Annotated in this window: 19 protein-coding genes; 5 read left to right on the plus strand and 14 right to left on the minus strand. The window is 34.9% G+C overall.

Annotated elements, in window-relative coordinates:
- Window positions 1–13 precede the first annotated feature (13 nt).
- Both BCL90_RS11585 and BCL90_RS11590 read right to left on the minus strand, forming a co-directional pair.
- Entirely contained in the window at window positions 14–1,375 is a 1,362-nt protein-coding gene (locus BCL90_RS11585; RefSeq protein WP_121284128.1) for a RagB/SusD family nutrient uptake outer membrane protein, read from the minus strand.
- 10 nt (window positions 1,376–1,385) lie between these two features.
- Window positions 1,386–4,568, minus strand: a complete 3,183-nt coding sequence (locus BCL90_RS11590; protein ID WP_121284129.1) for a SusC/RagA family TonB-linked outer membrane protein — start codon at window positions 4,566–4,568, stop codon at window positions 1,386–1,388.
- Window positions 4,569–5,440: 872 nt separating this feature from the next.
- Between BCL90_RS11590 and BCL90_RS11595 the strand changes: the two genes are divergently transcribed.
- Together BCL90_RS11595 and BCL90_RS25420 are read left to right on the plus strand one after the other, a co-directional pair.
- On the plus strand, window positions 5,441–5,986 hold the full coding sequence (locus BCL90_RS11595; RefSeq protein ID WP_121284130.1) for a helix-turn-helix domain-containing protein: 546 nt from the start codon (window positions 5,441–5,443) through the stop codon (window positions 5,984–5,986).
- A 342-nt stretch (window positions 5,987–6,328) separates the two neighbouring features.
- Window positions 6,329–6,739, plus strand: coding sequence for a hypothetical protein (locus BCL90_RS25420; protein WP_134380408.1), 411 nt, complete (start codon window positions 6,329–6,331; stop codon window positions 6,737–6,739).
- A gap of 82 nt (window positions 6,740–6,821) precedes the next feature.
- Here BCL90_RS25420 and BCL90_RS11605 read toward each other — a convergent pair whose 3' ends face one another.
- The 5 genes from BCL90_RS11605 to BCL90_RS11625 are packed head-to-tail and all read right to left on the minus strand — an operon-like array spanning window position 6,822 to window position 9,698.
- Window positions 6,822–7,502 carry a hypothetical protein gene (locus BCL90_RS11605; protein WP_134380405.1) on the minus strand — a complete coding sequence of 227 codons (681 nt, stop codon included), beginning with the start codon at window positions 7,500–7,502 and terminating at the stop codon, window positions 6,822–6,824.
- 21 nt (window positions 7,503–7,523) lie between these two features.
- Entirely contained in the window at window positions 7,524–8,432 is a 909-nt protein-coding gene (locus tag BCL90_RS11610; protein ID WP_121284133.1) for a HEPN domain-containing protein, read from the minus strand.
- A gap of 1 nt (window position 8,433) precedes the next feature.
- Window positions 8,434–8,922 (minus strand): hypothetical protein, encoded by a 489-nt coding sequence (locus BCL90_RS11615; protein WP_121284134.1) that lies wholly within the window; start codon window positions 8,920–8,922, stop codon window positions 8,434–8,436.
- On the minus strand, window positions 8,912–9,316 hold the full coding sequence (locus BCL90_RS11620) for a hypothetical protein (protein ID WP_121284135.1): 405 nt from the start codon (window positions 9,314–9,316) through the stop codon (window positions 8,912–8,914). The genes BCL90_RS11615 and BCL90_RS11620 overlap by 11 nt, the downstream gene beginning before the upstream one ends.
- Window positions 9,300–9,698: a hypothetical protein gene (locus BCL90_RS11625; RefSeq protein WP_121284136.1), complete on the minus strand. Its 399-nt coding sequence runs from the start codon at window positions 9,696–9,698 to the stop codon at window positions 9,300–9,302. The genes BCL90_RS11620 and BCL90_RS11625 overlap by 17 nt, the downstream gene beginning before the upstream one ends.
- 164 nt (window positions 9,699–9,862) lie before the next feature.
- Between BCL90_RS11625 and BCL90_RS11630 the strand changes: the two genes are divergently transcribed.
- The 3 genes from BCL90_RS11630 (at window position 9,863) to BCL90_RS25910 (ending at window position 11,071) form a co-directional block, all read left to right on the plus strand.
- Window positions 9,863–10,252, plus strand: a complete 390-nt coding sequence (locus tag BCL90_RS11630; RefSeq protein ID WP_121284137.1) for a helix-turn-helix domain-containing protein — start codon at window positions 9,863–9,865, stop codon at window positions 10,250–10,252.
- Window positions 10,253–10,498: 246 nt separating this feature from the next.
- On the plus strand, window positions 10,499–10,738 hold the full coding sequence (locus BCL90_RS11635) for a hypothetical protein (RefSeq protein ID WP_121284138.1): 240 nt from the start codon (window positions 10,499–10,501) through the stop codon (window positions 10,736–10,738).
- A gap of 168 nt (window positions 10,739–10,906) precedes the next feature.
- Entirely contained in the window at window positions 10,907–11,071 is a 165-nt protein-coding gene (locus tag BCL90_RS25910) for a hypothetical protein (RefSeq protein WP_208529784.1), read from the plus strand.
- 118 nt (window positions 11,072–11,189) lie between these two features.
- On the opposite strand, the gene BCL90_RS11645 is transcribed toward BCL90_RS25910, so the two are convergent.
- The 7 genes from BCL90_RS11645 to BCL90_RS11680 all read right to left on the minus strand — a co-directional run bounded on the left by BCL90_RS11645 (window position 11,190) and on the right by BCL90_RS11680 (window position 22,357).
- Entirely contained in the window at window positions 11,190–12,185 is a 996-nt protein-coding gene (locus BCL90_RS11645; RefSeq protein ID WP_121284140.1) for a hypothetical protein, read from the minus strand.
- A 116-nt stretch (window positions 12,186–12,301) separates the two neighbouring features.
- Window positions 12,302–14,353: a conjugal transfer protein MobC gene (gene mobC / locus BCL90_RS11650; RefSeq protein ID WP_121284141.1), complete on the minus strand. Its 2,052-nt coding sequence runs from the start codon at window positions 14,351–14,353 to the stop codon at window positions 12,302–12,304.
- A 10-nt stretch (window positions 14,354–14,363) separates the two neighbouring features.
- Window positions 14,364–15,623, minus strand: a complete 1,260-nt coding sequence (locus BCL90_RS11655; protein ID WP_121284142.1) for a relaxase/mobilization nuclease domain-containing protein — start codon at window positions 15,621–15,623, stop codon at window positions 14,364–14,366.
- On the minus strand, window positions 15,608–16,015 hold the full coding sequence (locus BCL90_RS11660; RefSeq protein ID WP_121284143.1) for a mobilization protein: 408 nt from the start codon (window positions 16,013–16,015) through the stop codon (window positions 15,608–15,610). The genes BCL90_RS11655 and BCL90_RS11660 overlap by 16 nt, the downstream gene beginning before the upstream one ends.
- A gap of 706 nt (window positions 16,016–16,721) precedes the next feature.
- Window positions 16,722–19,688, minus strand: coding sequence for a type I restriction endonuclease subunit R (locus BCL90_RS11670; protein WP_121284145.1), 2,967 nt, complete (start codon window positions 19,686–19,688; stop codon window positions 16,722–16,724).
- 3 nt (window positions 19,689–19,691) lie between these two features.
- Complete coding sequence (locus tag BCL90_RS11675; RefSeq protein ID WP_121284146.1) at window positions 19,692–20,342, minus strand: restriction endonuclease subunit S domain-containing protein; 651 nt, start codon at window positions 20,340–20,342, stop codon at window positions 19,692–19,694.
- Window positions 20,339–22,357: a type I restriction-modification system subunit M gene (locus BCL90_RS11680; RefSeq protein ID WP_121284610.1), complete on the minus strand. Its 2,019-nt coding sequence runs from the start codon at window positions 22,355–22,357 to the stop codon at window positions 20,339–20,341. Before BCL90_RS11680 ends, BCL90_RS11675 begins: the two co-directional genes overlap by 4 nt.
- Window positions 22,358–23,048 lie beyond the last annotated feature (691 nt).

Consider the following 23,048-nt stretch of genomic DNA (forward strand, 5'->3'; position numbering starts at 1 on the left):
AATGCAATGGATTTTAACGATCATTTTGTTTTATGCCACTTAAAACTATTTCATCGGCAGGAATGGGTAGTACATACTTAGGACTATTCGGCTCTAGGGTATATATTTGACCATCAAGATTACGAGTTATCGTAATTTTCCTGCCTTCTAAATTCAGTCTTTTCAGATCTGTCCACCTGATGCATCTCCATATTAATGCCTTCCTACGTTCAATTAAAACTTTATTCAGAAGATCCTCTGAATTCAAGGCGGTGATTGGAATAAATGTACCGGACATTCTCGTTTTAACAAGTGCATTTAAAAAGCTTAATGACTCATCAATCTTATTTCTTCTGGCCAAGCATTCGGCCTTAATCAGATACATTTCATCAGTTGCCAAGCCAGTGAATGGATAGTTTATTTGACTATTTATGCCTTTACTAACTGCATAATTTCCATTATTATTTACTCTAAAATATACAGCCTTTCGTAAATCAGAAGCACTATAAAGACCAAGTAGTGTTGGTTCTACCCCGTAAAGTGCGCCAGTGGAATAAGTTGTCTGTGAATATGCAGAATTAGTATTATGTGAAAAATAAATTGTCTCTTCACTATTATACGTGAAAGATGAACTGGTTTTTATTGTTAACGAATTAAAATTGATAAGTTTCGAATATAAAGCCATCGATTTATCCACATAGATTTCGGCCTGATCATACTTTCGCATACTGATGAAAACCCTAGCTAGTAAAGCAAAGGCGGCCACTTTTGAAGGTCGATTTCTTTTTAATGCGGGGATGTCTTGTTGCAATAACTCACTTGCCTCAATCGCGTCGTTTACAACTTGATCGTAGCTTTGCTGAACAGAATTTCGCTGTACTATTTCTGTAACAGCGGAATTTAATTTTAACGGGATTCCCAGATCAGTCGTTGCAGTTTCAGAATTATAGGCTTTTGCAAATGTGCTTAATAGTGTATAAAAGGCATAAGACCTTATAAAAAGAGCCCATCCCTTTATTCTTTTCTTTTCGCTATCGTTACCAACATCCTGCTTAGATAATTCGTCGAGAACACTATTTGCATAAAATACCTGTGCATAAGGCTCTGTCCAGTCCATGATCTGAGATTGCCCTTCAAATATGTCTTTCTGCCATATATAAGCAGCACGGGTGATTGGAGTAAACAGTGATTGGAAATTGGCTAAGGTTGGTATGTAATATTCATCGGCTGACAATTGAGGAAGGGCAGATGTTTTATTCATTACCTGTGTATTATCTAAAAGATTTTCAAATTCTGCAATTGTTTTAGGTATCACAAGTGTATTATTGGGCTTTAAATCAAGCTTTTTGCCGCACCCAAATAGGCTAACTGCTAATAATATAATGATCTTTTTCATGATTATATAGTTAAAATTTTAGATTAAAACCTACTGTTCCGCTAAAAGGCTGAGGTATATTGAATGTACCATAGTCAGGATCAATGCTTAGTTCATTAGTCTTCCATAGAATCCCCAAATTTTTAGCGTATAAGAAAAAGCTTGCGTTTTTAAATAAAAAACTGCTAATTTTTTGTCCTGTTAAGTGATATGATAACCGAATATCTTGTAGCCTTATATGATCAGCTCTATCTACTAAGTCTTCCGAATTTAAGAAGAATGAATCCATTGCTCCATTTGCGGGATACGTAAGGGCAGGAATTTTTGTGCTCAATTCATCGCCTGATTTTTGCCAACGCTGACTATAGTCTCTCGATGTGTATGAATAATTATTGCTGCCAGAAAACACAGATAGTTTTCTAAAATAATAACCAAGTTTATAAATTACATTGAATGACAATTCAAGATTTTTATAACTGAAAGTATTTATTATGCTACCAAAAAACTTAGGGGAGGCAGAGCCATGAAACTTTAACTGCTTGGTATCTAATAAGCTAATTATTTCAGAATAGTTTTTACTTATTGCTCCATTCAAATATCCTTGTGGAGCACCACTGTTATCAAGTCCGGCAGACGGGTAGCTGAAAATTGCATAATATGGATATCCTTCTAATGGATTGTTATAATTACCACTTATAATGTTTCCGTTAGAGGTTTGTTTAATTTTGTAACTTGTGACTTTGTCTGTATTATAGTTAAAAAGGGCAGCTGTTGACCATTGAAAGGCGCCTTCAATATTTTTAATATTTAAAATTAGGTCGATTCCTTTTGTTCTGAGACTTGCTCCATTCCCTTTAAACTGAAATACCCCAGACTGCATAGCAATGGGATTGTTGCCTATCAGATCTTCTGCATCTTTCTGATAAAAATCGATACTTCCAGAAATCCTATTTTTTAATACTACATAGTCAAGACCTAAGTTATATGTTTTCACCTTTTCCCATCTTAGAAATGGATTAGGTGGGTTTCGTACCCTAGAATAATTGCTTCCCCACTCATTAATAGAACCCGTATTAGTTAGAGTAAGAAGCCCAGATATATTTTTATCTAAATTGCCGTTATAACCAAAAGTAGCCCTTAATTTCAAGGAGGAAATCCATTCAGAATTTAGAAAATTTTCTTTGTCTATTATCCATGCCAACCCAGTAGACCATAACGGCACGCCTTTTTGATTTGCTTTTACTCCAAATAAATTAGACTCATCTCTTCTTGCACTGCCAGAAATGATATACTTCTTTTTATAGGTGTATGAAATGTTTGTATAATAAGACTGTGTTATATCTGTTTGTGAACCTAAACTTGGAGCAGTTGGTATTTGTTGAGATGTGCTTGGCGCGTAATAATATGGATAAAATATCAATGGATTAATTGTACCATTTCCATTAGTTAACGTTTCAGGATTATAACCAAAATAACTTTGGCTTGTAGAATTCCCTCTCGTGTCTCCTCCTTCAAATCCAATGATTGCATTAATATCATGTTCTGAACCAAATGATTTATGATAGTCTAACTGGAATCTTAAAATTTTAGAAATAAGATTTCGAACTGAATTTTCTAGTATCCCTCCAAGTGGTATTGGCCTATTTAATGTATTACCTACAATTGAGGAATACCGATTTATGAGATCTCTAGTATAAAAACTTTGTTGAGGATAATTATTTTCATTTGAATTACTCTCTTTTAAATATTGATATTTCGCAGATAAAGTCAGTTCTTCTAATATATTATAGTTGATTCCCAAATTTATTTTGTATTGGACTTGTTTAAGGACGCTATTAGCCTTTAGCTCGTCGATGGGCTTATAGTGCCAATCTAATAACTTGCCATTACCTACAGTGTCGACATAAGCCGAACGTAAATTTTTAATCACAGATAACGGTTCTCCATTAGCTGAAACAATTTGATCATATGGTGAATATGGTAAATATGGCTGTGAGGCGCTATAAGTATTTCCTGATGCGAACCCAATGTCACCTACGATTTCGAGATGATCTTTAAATAAAGAAAATGTGTTATTAGCTTTAAGAGTAAAACGGTCAAACGCATTAGAAACTGAAGTCTCCATATTTTTGTCATATCCACCTGACAAGTAATATCTGTTGAATTCTCCACCTCCATTTAAATTCAATTGATATTGCTGATAAACACTAGGTCTATAGAAATATCTTTTAAGATCAATACGGACATCTCTTTCTTTTAAATTGTTTATGGAATTGGTTGAATCAACTTTAGATATTTTCCCTAATTTCCGATTGTTAAAAATTTCGATTGCCTCTGAAACTGGACGATACCCACTATTTATAGCGCTAGTATAGTACCCTTTTGCATATAAATATTCTTCAAGATCTATAAATTCAGAAGACGACATTTGATCTTGATAGTAAAGATTTGGTTTTCCTCCTATAGTAAGAGTTGAGGATAATTCGACCTGTAGTTTCTGATTTTTACCTCCTCGCTTAGTAGTAATTACTATTACACCATTACTAGCCTTAGCCCCCCAAATCGAAGCGGCCGCTGCGTCCTTTAGTAATGTTATAGAAAGAATATCAGCGGGGTTAATTTGTTCAATCGATCCCTCATAAGGAAAACCATCTAATACTATAGTGGGTTCTGCACTTGCAAAGAGTGTACTTCTTCCCCTAATGGAAATTTTGGGATTGTTTGCTCCGTTTGTTAATCCTTTATTTAAAATTAACCCACTACTTACGCCGTCTAATCGATCAAGGATATTAACACCTACATTACGGTTTAGGGTTTTATTTTCTAGTTGGACAAAGCTTCCGGTTGCTCTTTCCTTTGGGATATTTTGATAGCCCGTACTAACGACTTGTACCTCTTCTAATCCATTATCCTCGGTAAGCATACGTACATTTAGAAATTCATCTTTCTGTATGTTCTGAAGCTCAGTTGTTTTATATCCAATACTTGAAATTATTAAGGTCGTACCTAGTTGGACATTATTTAATTCAAAAAGCCCCTCGCCATTTGCTATAGTTGTGGTCTTAGATTCTTTCACTTTTATGGTAGCATTTGCAATTGGCAACCCTTTTTCATTGGTGATTCTACCTTTAATTGCAATCTTTTTAACCTGTGCCTCTACCTTTAAAAAAAAGCAAAGCATGGCCATTACGATATATATCGTTGATTTTTTCATTGTTGGTTAGTTTAATTGATTATTTAATGTATGGGATGATTTGTGCCCAAATCAGCTAAACTGGTGGCTTAATTATGTTTTCATAAAGGGCTGTGTAGGATCTATGTTGATTATAAAAGAGATAGTTGAAGAAATCCTTTATAATGGGAATAAAAAGCCCTTTAGCATGGAAAACAAAAGGAAATAGGTAGAAGTGTTCTATATGGTCAAGGTTTAAGTTAGTATTCATATTTATCCGTACATATTAATTGAACATCTATTATGCAACGGGTTAGCAAACCTTAAATGGGCAGGACTTACACCCGTTACCGTCCCTGCCAGGATTGAAATAACAAGTGAAGTACCATACCCATTTTAGGTATGGTTCAACAGTTTTCTAAGTTTCGTTTCTTGGCAGGGACGGCTTAGAAAATTTAAAACCAAATGAGGTGGAATATTAGGGCGGATGAAATCCGACTAATAGATGAATTGAATAGTAATTTATATTTTTTTCTTTCATAACTCGTTAATTACAACGAGTCTCAAAGTTTAGCAGGATGGATGGTAAAATAGGCAGGACTTTACATACCACCGCATCCTAGTTGACAGCCAAGAACGTGGGTTTACAGTAAAGCCCATACCTATTTCAAGCACAAAGATATGCACTTAAAGTGATATGGGCATTAATCTTACTGCCTCGCTTCTTGGCTGTCAAACTTTTTGCGACGAGACTCTTAGTTAAATGCCTTTTCAAAAAGGCCATTCAATTATTATTTTTTAATTCATTTATTGCTATTAAAAGGTTGAAAAACAACGTGAATCAAATATATGAAAATAAATTAATATGTCAAATTAGACTTATGAAATAAAAATAATACAATTCTTTTTACTGGATGGGTAAAGCACAGTATATTGACAAAGAAAATTTGAAATTGCTAAGAAGTAGGATGCAACAACTAATCATAGATAAAAACATACCTCTTGAGGCGTTGTCTGATCGTACTGAGTTTACACCAAAACAGATTTATAGAATTATTTATGGCGAAGCCAATACATCCATAAGCAACATATTTGCCATAGCCAAAGCTATGGAAATTCATATAATGGAATTGTTTGTGATTGATTTTAAAATTCCGACCTATGATGTGAGTATTGACTTCTATAGAAAAAAATCTAAAGTAAAGACAGAGAAAATAAAAGAGAAACCAATTACGGCAGCAGAAGCTATTCGTAATCTTTCCGGCGAGGGGTATTTTAATAAGACAGATAAAGTTAATGAAGAAAAAACTTTGAACAGAATTGTCAAAGATTCTCAAACTCGATTTCGTAATGATTTTAAAACAAGCGAATTTTCAAGTGCGTTACTATATGCATTCAAAAAAGGATCATTAAAGAGATATAAGCAAGAAAATACAGGCTCTTTCGTTTACCATGACTAAACTAAGTAGTTATTTACTGCACCACTTAAAGAGCAGTCGATTAGGAAGTAATGAAATTTCAGTAATTTTATATCCTAATTTATGAAAAATGCTGGAGAAATACAGATCAGAGCTGTTAAGCTTCTATGAAAAAAAAAAGATTCGGGCGAACTCTCCCCAAACTTAATGCGTCCAACATGCGCTAACATTCGAAACGAATTAAGATCACTATTTAACGGCCGATGCGATAAATTTGATAAAAGAAGCATAAGAGAAATTCTTGCGATCTCCTTTGATACCGAACTTTCCGACTTAGCAATCAAAAGATGTGACACTGAGAAATTTAAGCCACTATGTAACTTTTTGCAAAAGGGAGGTAATACCCGTGAAAAAAATATGGAGCTGCTTGCTTGCCTAATTGACTTCCGGCCACGGCCTTTTTCAAATTACTGGCGTCAATCTAACGGCAAATCAGATGTACTTTCAGACCTATCTATTACAGAAACTGGAATTGTTGAAGGTAATAACCAAAAGGTTCAACATAATTCTGAGTTTAGTTTGCAGTCAAACAAAGGTGATTACATATCAGAGCGTAATATTTTGAATGAATCACATAATTGGGAAAATCATGATATCGAAGTCTTGCCTAATTCCACCTTCTCTACAAATGCAATCCAGAAACAGAAGGATATTGTATTGGAATACCCATCAGGAGTAAAACTCTATGTGGATGCTTCGGATATTAACCTGATCGCAAAATTGGTTAAGCTATAACAATATGAGTTCATTGATTTAAAAAGAGCGGAAACGCTATAGCTTCTCCGCTCTTAATAACTGAAAAAAGATTCCTTAAATATTAGTTGATCCTAGCTTGGTATACAAAGTGCCCATTCAAATTGGACATTCTTAATTGTTCTGTCCTTATAAGTTCGTAAATTATATTTTTCAGATGCATTATTGACCATGCACTTGATCGGTATTTATGTGCTGTCCAAACCATCAGATATATATCTAATGGAGATCGCTTTGTGTTAAAATAGCGCTCTGCTAAAAGCTTCGTTAATTCATTTGTAATTAACCTTACTTGTTCACCTCCATCATTGGCAGGTTGAAAAACTGGCTCTATTAATTTCAATGGTTTGTTTGCTCCATATTCAACCCAGCGGTGGTTGAAAACATATTCTAATTTATCTGCATATTCATATCTAGTAATCCTGACCATGCGTTTTTCATGTGAAATATCATGCCGGCCAACATTTTTTTCAAAAGAAAGCCCCCCAATAAAATTCCTTTTTAGGGTAAGGTTTAACAGATCCATATCGATAAGGTCTAATTTTGTCGTGTTTGACATCTCTTCATAATCATTGGTAAAGTATGGCGTTCGTCCAAGTAGAAATGCCAGTTCTTCTCTAGTAAGGGAGTTACTTATCCTTCTTTTTATAAATAGGTACCTTTCGATAAAATCGTGCTGATCTAAATACCCACTATAGCATTTCGTCCGCAAGCATATTGAAGGTTTAGCATATAATTCGTTCATAAAATTTCTGGTTTGACATCGTTAAACACTGTATTTTATTTTGCCGTCTTTCAGATCAGTTATGCGTTGCAAGCATACTTTATTGGCATTGTCAATGATTACCGATACTTTGCCATATATTATTGACACGTCTTGTTTCGTTACTGTAAATCCATCGCTATAACGCGCATCACCATATCCTTTTAATATTATGCTCATAAGCCTCAAATCTTCCGGTGTGCTTTTATTTGGTACGACAAAAGAGGAGTCAGGCAAGGCAAGATCGATAAGCTTGATTAATCTGCGTAGGCTATTGCTATTCGTCCTATAACCAGTTAGTACCCTAATCATGGCAGAATAGCAGTGTTGCAACGCCTGATGTAGCATAAAGACAGATAATTCGTTAATTTCTTCACCAATAAAGAAATTAGCACCTGTTAAGAACTCTGTGGCTAATTGGTGCCATTTCTGCCAAAGTTGTTCCCGTTTGGTTATACGGTTTCTAATAGATGCCCCTTCACCTGGTGACACAAATGGCTCTTCATTTTTATCATGTAAAACGATACCCCGTTTATATACAGATTTAAAAAACGTACTGCCATTTTGTAAGGCCGTGTTAAACTCATCCATCCGATGGATAAGAATAGTCACCGAGGCGATGGGTTTTAATTGCTCTTCTAAGCGTTGCTGAATTACAACATCGTTACACTTTTCCGTCTGGCATGGTATCAATAGAAGAAAATAGCTATTTAATAAATTGGAACTTACGCTTGGTTCATTAAGATCCGCAAAGCAACTTTCCCTTTGAGTTTTGTTTATTTCGCTTCCAATAGAAATAATTTTTTCAAATGAATATTGGTCTGTTATTATGGCCGTTATCTCTTTAAGTTGGTTTTCAGCTTCAGTCGGTTTTGGTGCTATTGGGAGGTTTTTTAGTTTTTGTTTTTTCATTTTACTTTTTTATAAGGTTATCTCTTTTTGATCTGACATCGATTATCGCATCATTTTCGCTCATATTTTCAATAAGCTCCCTATGCCAATCATTGTAAAATCCTATTAATAGAAAGTATCTGAGTTCTTCGTTAGTCTCTTTCTTCAACTCTGATTTTAGCCGTTTAAATTTATTGATATACCGTTTTTGCACTTTTTGTACGGGGAGAAACCTCTCATAAAACAGAGAGCAGTGCGTGACCAAGAAATTTGAGGCTATAAATTTTGTAGGGTTATTTCCTAAGCCATGATAGTTTTTAGTGTCGTCAACGCTACATTCAACTATTGGTAGGTTTGGATCATCGATTCGTTGGCTTAAATATCTATCAGTGCTATATAAGTATGCAAGTGAAATGCTGTTCATAAAAGCTTCAATAGCTTCGTGTGGCCTTATATATAAAATATCACAGGCCAATTCGAACTCAGGAAAGGCAGAAGTATTAATTATCATGTCCTTCAATTTTAAAATCCAAAGCCAAATTGTTCCGTAAATCAAGTCTTAGCTTAATTATTTCTGGACAACAATTAGTGATTAATTTTCTCAATAAGCTTTCAGTTTCCGGCTGTTCAAATCCAAGGTCAAGGATTCTAGCAGACTCCTGCTCAAATTTCGATTTCAGAAACTCCATTAATTTCTCTTCAATAATCTCAGGATCTTGAGTTTTTGTACGACAAAGAATGAGTTGTATATCATCACCAAATGGATCGTCAGGATGTGAACTTAAATGTTTCGGTAATGAAATTCTATTTAAATAATCTTGAAGTACATCGACTGTATTTAATGAGAATATCATACATATTAATTCGAATTCATATGGTATTTTAATATCAATATGTATTCTCATCTTTTCCTTTCTTAATTGATTGATACCATCGCTTAATTATATTTTCATATTCAGTGCTGTCAGATCCCTTTTTTGCCATCCCAAGTTTTATGATTTCTCTTATAGGGGCTACATGAAGTTTTGGATAAATGGCTGTTTTCATACCATGCTTTCTAATGCAGGATTTCTGAAACTTTTTAAAAATGGCTGTTGCCTCAACATTTATCCCATTTTTTTCATTAAAAAGTTGATTGTAAACCTTAATGTGGTCAACATAAGTTTGCAAGGCTTGACTAAATGAAATGTTCATAAATTGACAGACGCTTATAAAGTCTTCTGGCAGATTTAGCTTAAAGGATGTGTGGGTTCCATCTAATGGAGTTTTGATACGGTTTTCTATCATAATGAAATCTGGTTTGATTTACAAACCAACAAAACCAACCAGTTGATAAATAATTATTTTACCAGATATAATATTCAAAGCGCCGAATTAATTATTTGGGGGATACAAATATTTTATTTAGAATAGACGTATCTTAGCTATTGAAGAAAAACTAAATTTGCAAAATGGAGACCACGGAGAATACCAAAAAAGTTCATATTGGACAAAACATCAAGCGCATTAGAGAGATAAAAGGTATCAAACAGGAAACTTTTGCATTAGAGCTGGGGGAAGACTGGAACCAAAGCAAAGTTTCCCTATTGGAAGCAAGGGAAAATATCGAAGCGGATCTGTTAAAACAGGTAGCGAAAATTTTAAACGTCACCCCAGAAATGATTGAAAAATACGATGAAAAATCTGTAAATAATTTCTTCTCTAATACCTTTAATGACTCAAGCACCGGAAACGTTGGTAGTAACTTATATTATTGTAATTTCAACCCTATTGATAAGGTTGTAGAATTATACGAGCGTTTACTGTTAAGCGAGGCAGCCAACCGTAATTCTAATAAATAACCTTTATTCCCAAAATGATTTATTCGTTTATGGTTAAATGAGCATTACACATACAATCTAGTAAGTTTAACCGACAGCCTATACGTAGCCATTTTTTCTATCACGATGTATTTTATTCTCGCTCAATGATTTAAGTTATTAGTTATAATTTGTATTTTTGCATCGAGAGCGTTAATAATGCGGGGGTATATTCTTTTGGATTGCCTCCGCCATTTGCTTGAATAATATACCTATGCCTTCTTAATTATGTCAAACGCTACATCTCAACCTGCTGAAATATATACAAAAGCAATTTCCGAAGTAGAAGTTGGTGAAATAGTGGCTAATCTTGGCGAAATTCTGGAGATTGAGGAGGCTGCTAACGCCTATACTTTAGTTATAAGTAGGCTAGGAGAAAAGCAGGTTATAAAATTTGAAAAACAGACTTTATTGATTTTGATAAGTTCTGAATATTTTATCAAAGTTGATATGGGAAGAAATATATAAGGGAGACGAATATAAATTTTCCCTCTCCCTTTTTGTGTTATGGTACATCAAATACATCCAGATTACGAACTCCAGTTATATTCCCAGTTATATCTTTCCCAAGATATGCCCTGTAGGGCAGATATTACGATTTTTGACTTTATATTTTTTCTAATCATGTCTTCTGTTATGCTGACACTTTTTGCTTATGTTTTGCAAAAGCTGCTTGATGAAGAAATCAAACTGATAGAAAAACGATATGAAGCTGATTTTATGAAGTATAGTGGTGTTGATAATTGTCGTGGTGCTGCAAATAAATTAAATATTGAGGCTAATAGTAAGGTCGGTAGTTAGCCCCAAAGAATACCCTAGTAATAACATCTTGTTTTTCAAAAGACGTAAATAGAATGGTGAAGAACCACAGCAATGTAACTCTTCACTATTACACCTCTTAATTAATCTAAAAAAATTTCTATTTATCTTCGGTTATACTTGATATTTTTCCAGCTTTGAATCTGAATATAAGCTGCCGATATTTCATTTGACTATGACGTTCCACCTTCATATCAAGCGGATAGTATTTTATTCCAATTGTTATGGCTCCATTGGGGTCAAAGTGCCAGGATGATCTAATCTTAAATCCCTGTGAGCATAAATCCTGAACGGACAATTTCATATAACTCTTTAGTTCCGCAATTCCTTCATATCGATCTACTGCTTGCCAATTTATCCTTTTCTCAAAAATGACGTCAGAAGTTAGGTCTTTAAGGATTCCATTAAAATCCGAGTTGTTACATGAGTTGATAAAATCTCTAATCATCTTGCGCGGCAGTTTTTCGAGCGCACGCTTTTCCTTTTTTTTTGTCTGATTGTATTCCTCAAAATCCTGATTGACTAATTCTTTCATTTTATAGAGACCTGACTGAACTGCGTCGGAGGGGGTTTTATATAGTGCATCTTGAAAAATTTCTACTTCGCCCCCCTGATGTTTATTTTTAAACAGGTTTAAAAGTAAGAAGCCTTTTTCATCTGTCCTACGTCTTGTTCCACTCACAATATTTAGATAATAGTTCCGTTCCTCATCCCCAAAAAGCACTTTAACTTCAGGAATGAAGTACGTAGGTGTGTCATTTGATCTTTTCACAAGATACATTGTCTTATGAAGTGGATTTTCTATAGGTCTTCCCCAGCCGTCAGTTGCAAACTCCGATTGGTGTCTGGATACTTCAATCCGTATTTCCCTTTGACCTCTTTCACGATCTGTAACGAATGTATAATCAGGGAAACAGCGGAGGATTGCTGTATCCAATTCCCATTCTTCATAATTACTAGTAAAGTTCAGTTCATAATAATTTTCATATTCCAGCAGATATATTGGAAACTGCACATTGCAACCGACCAGTTCATTTTTGACCACGCTAATATCTGATTTACGATTAACCAGTATAGTTATTTCTGTTTCTATCATATATGATTCACTAGCTATAGTTGTTCAAAGGGTAAAAATATCCAAAAATACGCTTGTTTTTATGATTGAATTTTCCACCAATTATAAACCTACAAGTTATTTATATTTTGCACCATTTAGCGCGAAATCACTTTAGATTCTTCTTCCTCCTTTTGATCTCTGTTATCCTCTGGCAATGATTTTTCAGTCTCCTGTTCTTCTAGCTCAGCCTGCCTGGCTAAAATCTTTTCCAATTCTATTTCAAATAGCTCATCAATATCTTTCTTTATCTGGATATAGTTTTCTATAATGTCACCATAGGTGACTCTTTCGATTATAGGAATAGGTTTATATGCTTTTTCCTCTTCAGCAATAGCCTCATGGTCGTTCTGTATCTCTGCGTGAAACATTTTAAGTTTAATTTTCTGGTCTGGCGTGTCCGCCACAATACCAACGAATTCTCCTGAAGACAACGATGCAATTTTTGATGCAGGTATCGCAGAATCCATCTGTGTTGATTTAGAGATGGAGATGTCAGAACTGTTAATACTCCTGCTCTCCCTGTCCTGAACAATTTTCCCAAACGTTTCAGAAAGCTTTTTAGCAGTGTCGCCAGTAACCTGACCACTAATAATATTTCCTACAATCCCAGTTATAACATCCGCTTGCTCAGCACCATAATCCTTCTTTAACTGACTGAAATCCTGCACAGCCAAGGTAGTTGCAACCTTATTGCTTCTAGACGTAGCCAGAAGTCCGTCTATGCCCGAAGAGCCACCAACGTAAATAGTTGGAAATTCGTCGAAGATAAGGGAACATTTGAGTTGATTCTTCCTATTGACGAGTTTCATCATCTTAGAAACATATAGGGATAACACTGCTCCGTATGTCTGAATCTTTTGAGGATTGTTCCCGATACAGACGATCTTTGGCTCTTTTGGGTTATTTACGTCCAGCGTAAAATCGTTCCCATTCAGCACATAATACAATTGTGGTGAGGATAATCTCGCAAGTCCGATTTTGGCAGATGCAATCTGACCTTCCAACTGTGCCATCGCTTTATTTCTGTAAGCGGATATGAAAGGGTTGATTAGCACTTTTATTTCATCCTCTTCCTGTAGAACAGCGAACAATCTATCGTAGTCCGCCTGCATCAATTCGATCACATGTGGAAGGGTGCAAAACTTTCCATTTTCATATTTTCGTAGATACCAAATTACCGCAGTTAAAAAATTAATAGGGGATTCGACGAAAAAGTCACCTGATTTTTTTATCCAGTCCTTGTTAAGTCCTAGCATTATTGTACGGCTTGCTTCAGTAGCATCTGTAATGTCCTCCATACTGTCAGGATCTAAAGGATTACACCTATGAGTACGGCTTAAATCATCAAAGTTGATTACGTAAAATTTGGGCTTGATCTTATAATTATTTTGGTATTGCAATAATTTGTTATAGGCAATCTTGGTTAGATCATCATATTTGAAGTCATACAAAAACATCGAAAATCCTTTCTTGATTTGCTGGTCTATAACGTGACGGATAACGAAATAGCTTTTCCCGGCACCTGGGCTTCCCGATACCAACAAGCCCCTTGTCATTGAAATTAGATTGATATAAGAATTACGGATTTTGCCTTTTAGATTGTATTTGGCTGGAAGATTTACCGATGAATCATTTTCTAATAGCCTTTCTTCTTGTGGAAATGTCTCGTTCTCTGTATTAAAAGTATCTTGATTAAGCTTGTCTTTTATCAACCTTGATAATAGTCCTCCACCTGTCAATATTAACATATAACCAATCGATGTTATAGCAATGTAGAGAGTGGCAATTAATAGTAAATTAAGAGGTAAGAGCAAGAATAAAATACTTATAAAGTACAGTAGCAAACCCGTTAGCAGATAAGCTATAATTGAGTTCTTTTTTAATTTCTCATCTTTTTTCCCTTTTACTCCAAAAAGGGAAATGACCAAAAATAACAATGCTGCTAGTTTAGGCTTAACCAGATTGTCAAATAATCCAGTCTTTGAAATATTGTAAATAATCCTGTCAGTTATATCAGCCGTCCATTCCCACTGTTTAAATGCTGAATAACAGCATATATAGAAATGAATGGACAGTATGAAAATGCTAATTAGCCTCGTAAAATCTATGATTTTTCGGAGACCCTGTGTGTCTTCTCCTGTATTCATAATAATGTGTTTAAAGGGTTAATCCTTGGTTTCTTTTTTTCTTCTTCTTCCGCCGTATTCGAGGCATATAGTCAGGCTGAGATTTGCCTAGCAATTCATTCAGAAAATCCGTTGCGGTATTGGGCTCCAGATAAGTATGGTTGGTTTCGCCAGAGACTGGCTTCAGATATGTCGCTTGGCTTATTGCAGGTTTTAAATAAGTTCGTAATTGATCGGATGAACTAATTAGTTGTGCAATTGCATTTCCGCTATATGCTTTGCCTAAATCGCTGCCATTAAAAACGGTCTTATTTGCATGGTCAATAAAAGTTGTTCCGTAAATACGCCCCTGATCGTTTATCCTTAGTACCAATTCAACATTTTGTTTGTTGAGTTCAGCTTTGAACGTTTGGATAGTTAAGCGTTCGTATTTTGTAATAACCCCATTAACTTTTTTGATCATGGCTGGTTTAAATGGCTTTCGGCTTTCTAAATTTTTGTCGAATTTTTTTTCGATGTTTCGATACGTTGGTTTACTGTAAAATGCACTGGCCTTAATTGGAACTCCAATCTTATTACCTTCTTTGTCTATTAAAGAGTAGACCAAACCTTTTTTGGCGAACATTTGGGTATCTTCTTGCCCTCTGTCTGCCGTTACATTAAATTGCCTCAATACTGCATTCAATTCAGCAATTGAAGTGTATTTATAATTTCCTACTATAGCGGATAATACGTTGCTTATCTGCTTTTTTGTGGACGAGCGGCCATATTTCGCCTTTTCCAAGTCCGCAGGTTTAATTCCAGCTTCTTGTTTGTACTTTTTAGATTCTGCAACTATGAGATCAAATTCCTTTTCTATTTTTTTTCTAGCTGGCTCAGATAAAACTCTTCCAATATTGTGTAAGGAAATAGCTTCTCCGTTCCTCTGGATACTTGTTGTGGCAATATGGATATGTTGATGCCCTGCATCATTATGTCTGTAAACCAAAAACGGCTGCTCACCAAATCCAATCTCCTCCATATATCTAATGGCGATTTCCTGCATCTTGGTGCTGCTTATTTGCTCATCTGAATGGAAATTCAACGAGATGTGAAGCGCATTGGTTTCTACGGTGGGTTTTAGTTCAGTCAGATGCTCGAATCTTTTTAGTTTGTTACCAAAAGTCATCGTCTCGATCTCTCCGGCAAATCCACTTGCCAGAATTAATTTTGCCTCCCCTTCAGTTACCTTGCTTTCGTTGTAGTGCAGGATTCCACGGATACTTTTACCAATCTTTATTCTTGCAACCATTTTTCAGCTAGTTTAGATATGATGGATATAAGGCGATCTATCTTTGGTTCTATGGATTTATATGTCTCGGAGGTTTTAAGGGCGTGAAAGGCTCTTTCTGTATCGCTTTGGCTGATGTGGAAGCGGTGGGTCTGCTGATTGATATTAACACCAATACTTTTGATCTCTTTTCGGATCAGTGCCATTTCTTCCATTGGTTGGTTCATTGATATGTCCTTATGAAGAAGTTTTATAGGTCGGTTGGTTAGGATCTTACGCACAACCTCACCAATCGTTTTAATGTCACTTTCTATGCGGATCTTTTCAAGCTTTTTAAACTGATTTTCGGTAAGCCTGACAATTATGGGATGACTTAATATGCTCTCCTGGTCCTTCGCTTTTCTCCTTGGCATAGGCTACACTTATCATTGACTTCAGGATCACGAGTTCCGAGTGATCCTCCGTCCGGACGGACGGCAAAGAGATTTTCGTATACGAAAATACATCTTTGCTAAGCTCACGCGAGCTTCAATGCAGATCACCGGAGGTCTGCTTTGACCTTCGGAATGAGTTAATAAAATTTTGAAATTCTCTGAGATTGACTTTAGGTCATTGCGTAACCTGATCTTCAGATTGCTGTCGATTTCTAATCAGACTTAGCGGGATTGATGTCCTTAAAAATTGGCGTATCCTATGCCGAGGTTCTTCTTTTACTTTTTTGATCTTTGGCTGAAAGTTGCCTAAAAAATCGCTGGCCTTGAAAGGCGTTTTTTTGCGGGTCTTTTTCATGACTTTGTTATTTAATTCAAAGCCAAAATTGAGTTACCAAAAAGTATGTCTTTGACAACCTGTTGGGTAGTTGTTACAATTTTTTTGATGTTATGAATGACACATTATTCAAATAATGTTTGCCTTTTGATTCATGAAAAGATCTTTCAGGTTTAAATAAAAAGACGCCAAAGTTCTTTATTTGAGCCGGAAGTGGAGCAATATTTTGAGATAGAAACTCCCTCGGTATTTTACCATAAAGTTGCCCAGCTTTGTAGGTATACAGCGATTAATTTAAATAATAGTCATAAAATAAGGGCATTAGCTAGTATGCTGAGGGAGAGAGTAATTTTATATGCTTTGTCTAGCTTCTTTAATTGCTTTGTTGAAAAAATGAGATATAGCTTGATTCCTTGCGTCTGCATCTGTCATGACTATGTTCTGGAATTGGTTTTCACGTTGAAATAATTTAATTACACCATCAAAGAAAGCATATGAAAAAGCACTGAATACTACATCATGTGGATTATTTTTAAGCATATCTTTGAAATCACCATCACCTAATAAATCTGCATTTACTTTTTCAAATTTTAGAAAATCATCCTTTGAAAAGGTTGTTCCATGTTTCTGATTAAAATTATCGACTATTTCAGACAATGAAATTTCTTCATCCTCACTTCTACTATTAGCACCAAAATCGTCTATAGGATTAAGATGCGTAGTTGATCCTGCAACCAATGAAGCATTTCTTTCTTGCTTTTTTTCAACTCTAAAAGCCTGAAGTCTGAGCATATTATCAGTTATTTCAAAATCCATTGGCACTTCTCTACTAGGTAACAGTTTCATTAACCATGTTAAATAAGAAAAAAGTTTCTCCAAGTTAGTGTCTTCAAGTCTAACTACTTGTGCTACAAAAGAGTAAAACCTAATGAAGCTTTTTAATAACTGCCGGAATTCGTCCTGCTTCTTTTCATCTTCATATCTAAAGCGATCTACAGCAAGCCTTAGAATTGCCTCCAAAGTAATTCGATCAGAAATTTCCAATGAAATATTGTAATAAATTTCTGCAAATCTGTTTATTTCTTTTTCATCTATAATATGAAATGATTGAATTCTTGATTCTAATTCATAAATTTGATTTGGATCTGAAATCGCTTCTAAGGCTGTCCTTTCGAAATAAGGTTTGAAGGCATTTTGTATATCTTCAATGCTATTTTGAAAATCCAAAATATATGTATTTTCTTTTCCGGCGTAAGTTCTATTTAACCGAGATAACGTTTGGACTGCTTGAAGACCATTAAGTTTACGATCAACGTACATTGCGCAAAGTTTCGGTTGGTCAAATCCCGTTTGGTATTTTTCTGCTACAATAAGTAGTCGATAGTCGATTCCATCAAATTGTACAGGAAGCTCTGTTTCAGCAAATCCATTGATTCCGGCTTCTGTATAGCTTTCCTGATTGACGTTAATTTCTCCCGAGAAAGCTACAATTGCTTTAATATTATTGTAATTTTGATCTGTAATGTATTTTTTTATTCCAAAATAATATTTGATAGCATGCTCGCGACTTTGTGTAACAACCATTGCTTTGGCTTGTCCTTCTAACTCACCAAGAACATGTCTTTTAAAATGTTCAACAATTACTTCTACTTTTTGAGCTATCGCTGTTGGATGCAAAGATGCAAAGCGTGCAACCTTTCTCTGTGCTTGCCTACCAAGCATCGTTGGATCTTTATCAATAGCTTTTTCAAGTTTATAGTAAGCCCCATAAGTCATATAATTTTGTAACACATCAAGGATGAAACCTTCTTCAATAGCTTGTCTCATTGAGTATAAATGAAACGGATGTGGTAAGCCATCATTACCTTTTGTTCCAAATCTTTCGAGAGTTACATTCCTTGGGGTAGCCGTAAAAGCAAAATAACTGATATTTGGCTGAGGGCCACGTTCCCTTTGATAATCTGCAATAACATCTTCAATTGATAAATTCTCATTGTTTTGATCTTCACGAGATAAAACTTTTGCTAGATTATCAGCATGGCTACCTGATTGTGAACCGTGCGCTTCGTCTATTAGGATGGCAAATTTTCGATTTGATAGTCCTGATATTTCTCTTAGGTGATCTGTAGAGAATTTATGTATAGTAGTTATAATAATTCTTGAGCCTTTTAAAATGGCTTCTTTTAATTGTTTCGAAGTGCCATCTATCTTTTTTACCACACCTTTCGTCTGTGCAAATTGTGCGACCGTATTTTGCAATTGCCTGTCCAGTACAATTCGATCCGTAACAATGATTACTGTTTCGAAAATTGGTTGGTCATTATCATCATGAAGTGTTATAAGTCGATGTGCGGCCCATCCAATAGTATTAGATTTCCCAGAGCCTGCGGAATGTTGAAGAAGATAATTATGACCTGATCCGAAAGATTTTGCATGTTCGAGAATCTTTAAAACAGCATCCAATTGTTGATATCTAGGAAAAATTGTGACTTCCTTACCATCAGTTGTATCGAAATGTATAAATTTTCCTATTATATCTAACAAAATGTCTTTAGAAAAAACTGCCTTGGTATCAACTAAATCTTTGTATAAATATGCTACTCTGAACTCATTTTCTATGTCAGGGTTTCCTGCGCCCTCCTCACGTCCTCTATTGAAAGGCAAAAACATCGTCTTCCCATTAGCCAGACGAGTTGTCATTGAGACATTATCTTCATCTAATGCAAAGTGAACTAATGCTCCTTGTTTAAAAGTAAGAAGTGGTTCTCCAGCTGGTTGACGGTCATATTTGTATTGTTTTTCGGCGGTCTTGAAACTTGAACCCGTAAGAAGATTTTTCAACTCTAGGGTCACTATGGGAATTCCATTAACAAATAGTACAACATCTATAGCATTTTCGCTTTTTAAACTATACCTCACTTGCCTTATGCAACTTAATATATTCGCCTCAAAATGACTTGAAAGTTCGAGGTTTAACTTGGATGCAGGTTTAAAAAAACACAAACTGAACTTTATTCCTGGAACTAGTTTTATTCCGTTTCGCAAGACATCTAAGGTTCCCCGTTGTTTTAAACCTTTTGTAAGTTGTTTAAAAAATTCGGCTTCAGAAGCAGTTGAGTATTGTTTTTCCAATCTTTGCCATTCAATAATCTGAGTATGTTTTATGAACTTCAATACCAAATCTTTATCTAATGCCAAAAATTTATCGAAATCGCCAGAGTCACGCAAAACGTACCCCTGATTATTCACCAAATTATCGGTTAAGATTTGTTCTAACACAATTTCCTTATGAATTGATAAATTTGAGAATGTACTCATATTCTAGTTCCCCGAAATCATATTTATAATCAATGATGCACGTTTTTCATTGAGAATGGATAAAAATGAATTAGTTTCTGCAACAATTAACGACCGTCTTCCTGCAACTTTTTGTATTAATGCATCGATTTTATTCAGCTCTTTTTCAAGTTTTTCAACAATTTGTAATTGAATCTTCTTATCAGGAGCGGAAACCCAGTAGTTAGGAAAATTGTCGAATTTAATAGATTGTCTAACCCCGCCTCCCAGAGAATAGTAAAACTTCGCTAGATCGGTAGCATATAAGAAGTAAAACCAATACTTATCATAGTGCTCTTGCGAGACTGACACAACATCGTAAGCTGATGTTATAATACCTTTATGAAGCGAATACGCCTGCCTCAAACTCCTTTTATCGTTTTGAAGATCAGTGAGTCGCATAACAATGTCGCCTTTTTCTACAATTTGATACGACTCAAAACTTTCTGGAACTAAGCCTTCATTATTTTCAATGTCCTTCTCAATAATTCTTCCATAACTTAGAGATAATAAGTTTTTTTCTATCATCCCATAGTTTTTATTTGTCTTCTTGGCTTTAAGAATTTGTTTAAACTTATATAAACCCCAATCTTTTGGGGGTATGATTCCGTGGATAATTTCTTGAAGCGTAATCATGATGCTAATTCCTTTAGTAGTAATCTGATTTCCTTTTCCATCACCTGTAATTCAGAATTTATATCAGATAATGGTCTGGGTCTAAAATATTTGAAAAAATATTTATTAAAATTGATTTCGTATCCAACTTTACCGATTTTTCCATCTTGATGATCGGAATAAGTTTTATCAATCCAAGCATCTGAATAAAAGGGTTGGATTTCGTCCTTAAAATAATCTTGCCAATCTTGTTTCAGTGGAACGTTTTCATACTCTCGCAGGTCGGTGTCATGAAGTTTATTTCCACTATCATCTAGAAATATATCCCCTTCAGCATTTTTTTGAGAGAATACGCTTATTAATAATTTCTTCAGGGGATTGCTTATTTTAAAAGGTAGTGACAGTATTTTTTTTAGTGCGACTCGTTCAAATTCAACTTTGTTCTTGAATAAAGCTTCACTACTTTTTTCAAGTATCTTTATAATTTCTGCTTGATCCTGCTCACTCATTTTCATGAAGTGCTTATCCAATTTCATTTTCTCAATGCTATTTGACGTTATTTGGAATACTAAACGTAAAGGTCGGTCTACTCTAACTTCACGATAACCAAAATCCGAATTATCGAATATTTTGGAATACTCACCCCATTCACTGTTTCCATTTAACATTTCAGCATAGATTTTCACTATCTCATGACGAGCACTTTCTGGAATTTCTCTACGTTTATCACCTAGACTTTTACGTAGAAAAACTGTAAATTTCTCACTGCTAGCATCAATTAATTGTATTTTATTCTTTCTTTCTTTCAGTTTACGGCTAGACAAAATCCAGATATAAGTTTGAATATCAGTATTATAAAAAAGCTCTATCGGTAATGCTATTATTGCTTCTAACCAATCATTTTCAATAATCCACCGTCTAATTTCACTTTCTCCTGATCCGGCATCGCCATTAAGTAGTGGTGATCCATTCATAACTATTCCAATTCTGGAACCAATTTCGTCATCGCGTAACTTAGAAATCATATGTTGTAGAAAAAGCAGTTGCCCGTCAGAGCCACGAGGTAACCCAGCACCAAATCGCCCTTTTTGTCCAAGAGTTTTTGCTTCTGCCTTTATAAAATCTTCATACTTCTTCCAATCAACTCCGTAAGGCGGATTGGACAACATATAGTGAAATTTTTTCTCTATATGTGCATCCTCTGTTAGTGTATTTCCAAACGCTATTTGTTCGGGATTGTGGCCGGTTACTAGCATATCAGACTTACAAATACCAAATGACTCCCCATTTAATTCTTGTCCATATAATTCAACTCTAATTTTAGGGTTGAGATTTTTCATTTGTTCTTCAGCAATCGCGAGCATACCACCAGTCCCGCAAGCTGGATCATAAACTGTGCGAACAATTCCAGAGCCTGCTAATGCGTGGGCGTCATTTATCAACAATAAATCTACTATTAAACGTATAACTTCACGAGGTGTAAAATGCTCTCCTGCAGTTTCATTGGAAATTTCGGAGAATTTTCTTATCAAATCTTCAAATAGATATCCCATCTCAATGTTTGAAACTGTATCGGGATGTAAGTCTATTTTACAAAATTTCTCAAAAACTTGCCAAAGTATTCCACCATCTTTTAATCTTTTGAGTTGGTCAGTGAACAAAAATTTATCTAAAAATATATCCCGGACACTAGGATTAAATTTTGTAACATAATCAATTAGGTTTTTGTGAACATCTAAGGGATCCTGTTGATGAATTTTTTTGAATGTGAAATTACTTAGATTATACACTTTTAATCCGCCGCCTACTGCGTTGAAAAGCATCATATCAATAGTATACTCGTCAATACCTTGAGGCATTTTTTCAAAAGTCGATAAAACACTATTTTTTGTGTTTTCTAAAATACAATCGAGCCTGCGCAAAACCACAAAAGGCAATAGAATCTTGCCATATTCAGATTGCTTAAAATCCCCTCGAAGTATGTCTGCAATAGACCAAGCGAATGCACTTAAGTTATGCACTTTTGTTGTAGTCATTTTTGGTATCATTCCTGTGTGTGCTTTTAATTAGCTATTTAAAGCAGACATTTTGTTATAAAATATTTCGCAAGTTAATGAAATAAGGGTATCATTTTAGCCCGCTAGGTCATTTTCTGAATACTAAATCATTATTCCTTTATCTTCTGTAACTTAAATATTAAAAATATATAATACTTATATCTAATAAACAACTCGATATTTAATTAACAAAATACTTGACATCAGTTTTAATTGAGCCGCCGAAATTGCTGGTTAATGCCATGAGGATGTTGTTAATTTATATAGTGCATATAGCTTCAAAACTATAGGTGCAGTGAAAGATTGATCCATAAGTTCTAATAGGCCATAACATCAAAATTTAAAAACCTTTTTTGAAATGGTAAGGGAGTTTAGATTTGCCATTTTCCTATTATCATTTCACCGGATTAAACAATACAGGGGATTGTAAATGCTAATTAACCTTGTTATAAAGATGTAGCCAGGTCGTGATATTTATATTCATCTGAAATTTCTACAAACCTTAAATATAAAAGGACGCAAAAACATATTGCTCTGGTGTAACCAATTTTAAAAGCATTTCCTAAATATACCAGCACCTACGAAGACATTTTCTTGCAGAATGCACCTGCAGAATTTGAAAATTATATGTATTAATTTCATCTTAATTCTAACACCTATTTGGGTAGTT

The organism is Pedobacter alluvionis (assembly GCF_003664035.1).
GTDB lineage: Bacteria > Bacteroidota > Bacteroidia > Sphingobacteriales > Sphingobacteriaceae > Pedobacter > Pedobacter alluvionis.

Excerpts from the sequence above, each read along its gene's own strand:
- BCL90_RS11585 (WP_121284128.1), bottom strand. The coding sequence starts at position 1,375 with ATGAAAAAGATCATTATATTATTAGCAGTTAGCCTATTTGGGTGCGGC.
- BCL90_RS11610 (WP_121284133.1), bottom strand. The coding sequence starts at position 8,432 with ATGAAAAAACAAAAACTAAAAAACCTCCCAATAGCACCAAAACCGACT.
- BCL90_RS11670 (WP_121284145.1), bottom strand. The coding sequence starts at position 19,688 with ATGAGTACATTCTCAAATTTATCAATTCATAAGGAAATTGTGTTAGAA.
- BCL90_RS11605 (WP_134380405.1), bottom strand. The coding sequence starts at position 7,502 with ATGAACGAATTATATGCTAAACCTTCAATATGCTTGCGGACGAAATGC.
- BCL90_RS11655 (WP_121284142.1), bottom strand. The coding sequence starts at position 15,623 with ATGGTTGCAAGAATAAAGATTGGTAAAAGTATCCGTGGAATCCTGCAC.
- BCL90_RS11625 (WP_121284136.1), bottom strand. The coding sequence starts at position 9,698 with ATGATAGAAAACCGTATCAAAACTCCATTAGATGGAACCCACACATCC.
- BCL90_RS11680 (WP_121284610.1), bottom strand. The coding sequence starts at position 22,357 with ATGACTACAACAAAAGTGCATAACTTAAGTGCATTCGCTTGGTCTATT.
- BCL90_RS11615 (WP_121284134.1), bottom strand. The coding sequence starts at position 8,922 with ATGATAATTAATACTTCTGCCTTTCCTGAGTTCGAATTGGCCTGTGAT.
- BCL90_RS11635 (WP_121284138.1), top strand. The coding sequence starts at position 10,499 with ATGTCAAACGCTACATCTCAACCTGCTGAAATATATACAAAAGCAATT.
- BCL90_RS25910 (WP_208529784.1), top strand. The coding sequence starts at position 10,907 with ATGCTGACACTTTTTGCTTATGTTTTGCAAAAGCTGCTTGATGAAGAA.
- BCL90_RS11620 (WP_121284135.1), bottom strand. The coding sequence starts at position 9,316 with ATGAGAATACATATTGATATTAAAATACCATATGAATTCGAATTAATA.
- BCL90_RS11595 (WP_121284130.1), top strand. The coding sequence starts at position 5,441 with ATGGGTAAAGCACAGTATATTGACAAAGAAAATTTGAAATTGCTAAGA.
- BCL90_RS11630 (WP_121284137.1), top strand. The coding sequence starts at position 9,863 with ATGGAGACCACGGAGAATACCAAAAAAGTTCATATTGGACAAAACATC.
- BCL90_RS11675 (WP_121284146.1), bottom strand. The coding sequence starts at position 20,342 with ATGATTACGCTTCAAGAAATTATCCACGGAATCATACCCCCAAAAGAT.
- BCL90_RS11660 (WP_121284143.1), bottom strand. The coding sequence starts at position 16,015 with ATGCCAAGGAGAAAAGCGAAGGACCAGGAGAGCATATTAAGTCATCCC.
- mobC (WP_121284141.1), bottom strand. The coding sequence starts at position 14,353 with ATGAATACAGGAGAAGACACACAGGGTCTCCGAAAAATCATAGATTTT.
- BCL90_RS11590 (WP_121284129.1), bottom strand. The coding sequence starts at position 4,568 with ATGAAAAAATCAACGATATATATCGTAATGGCCATGCTTTGCTTTTTT.
- BCL90_RS11645 (WP_121284140.1), bottom strand. The coding sequence starts at position 12,185 with ATGATAGAAACAGAAATAACTATACTGGTTAATCGTAAATCAGATATT.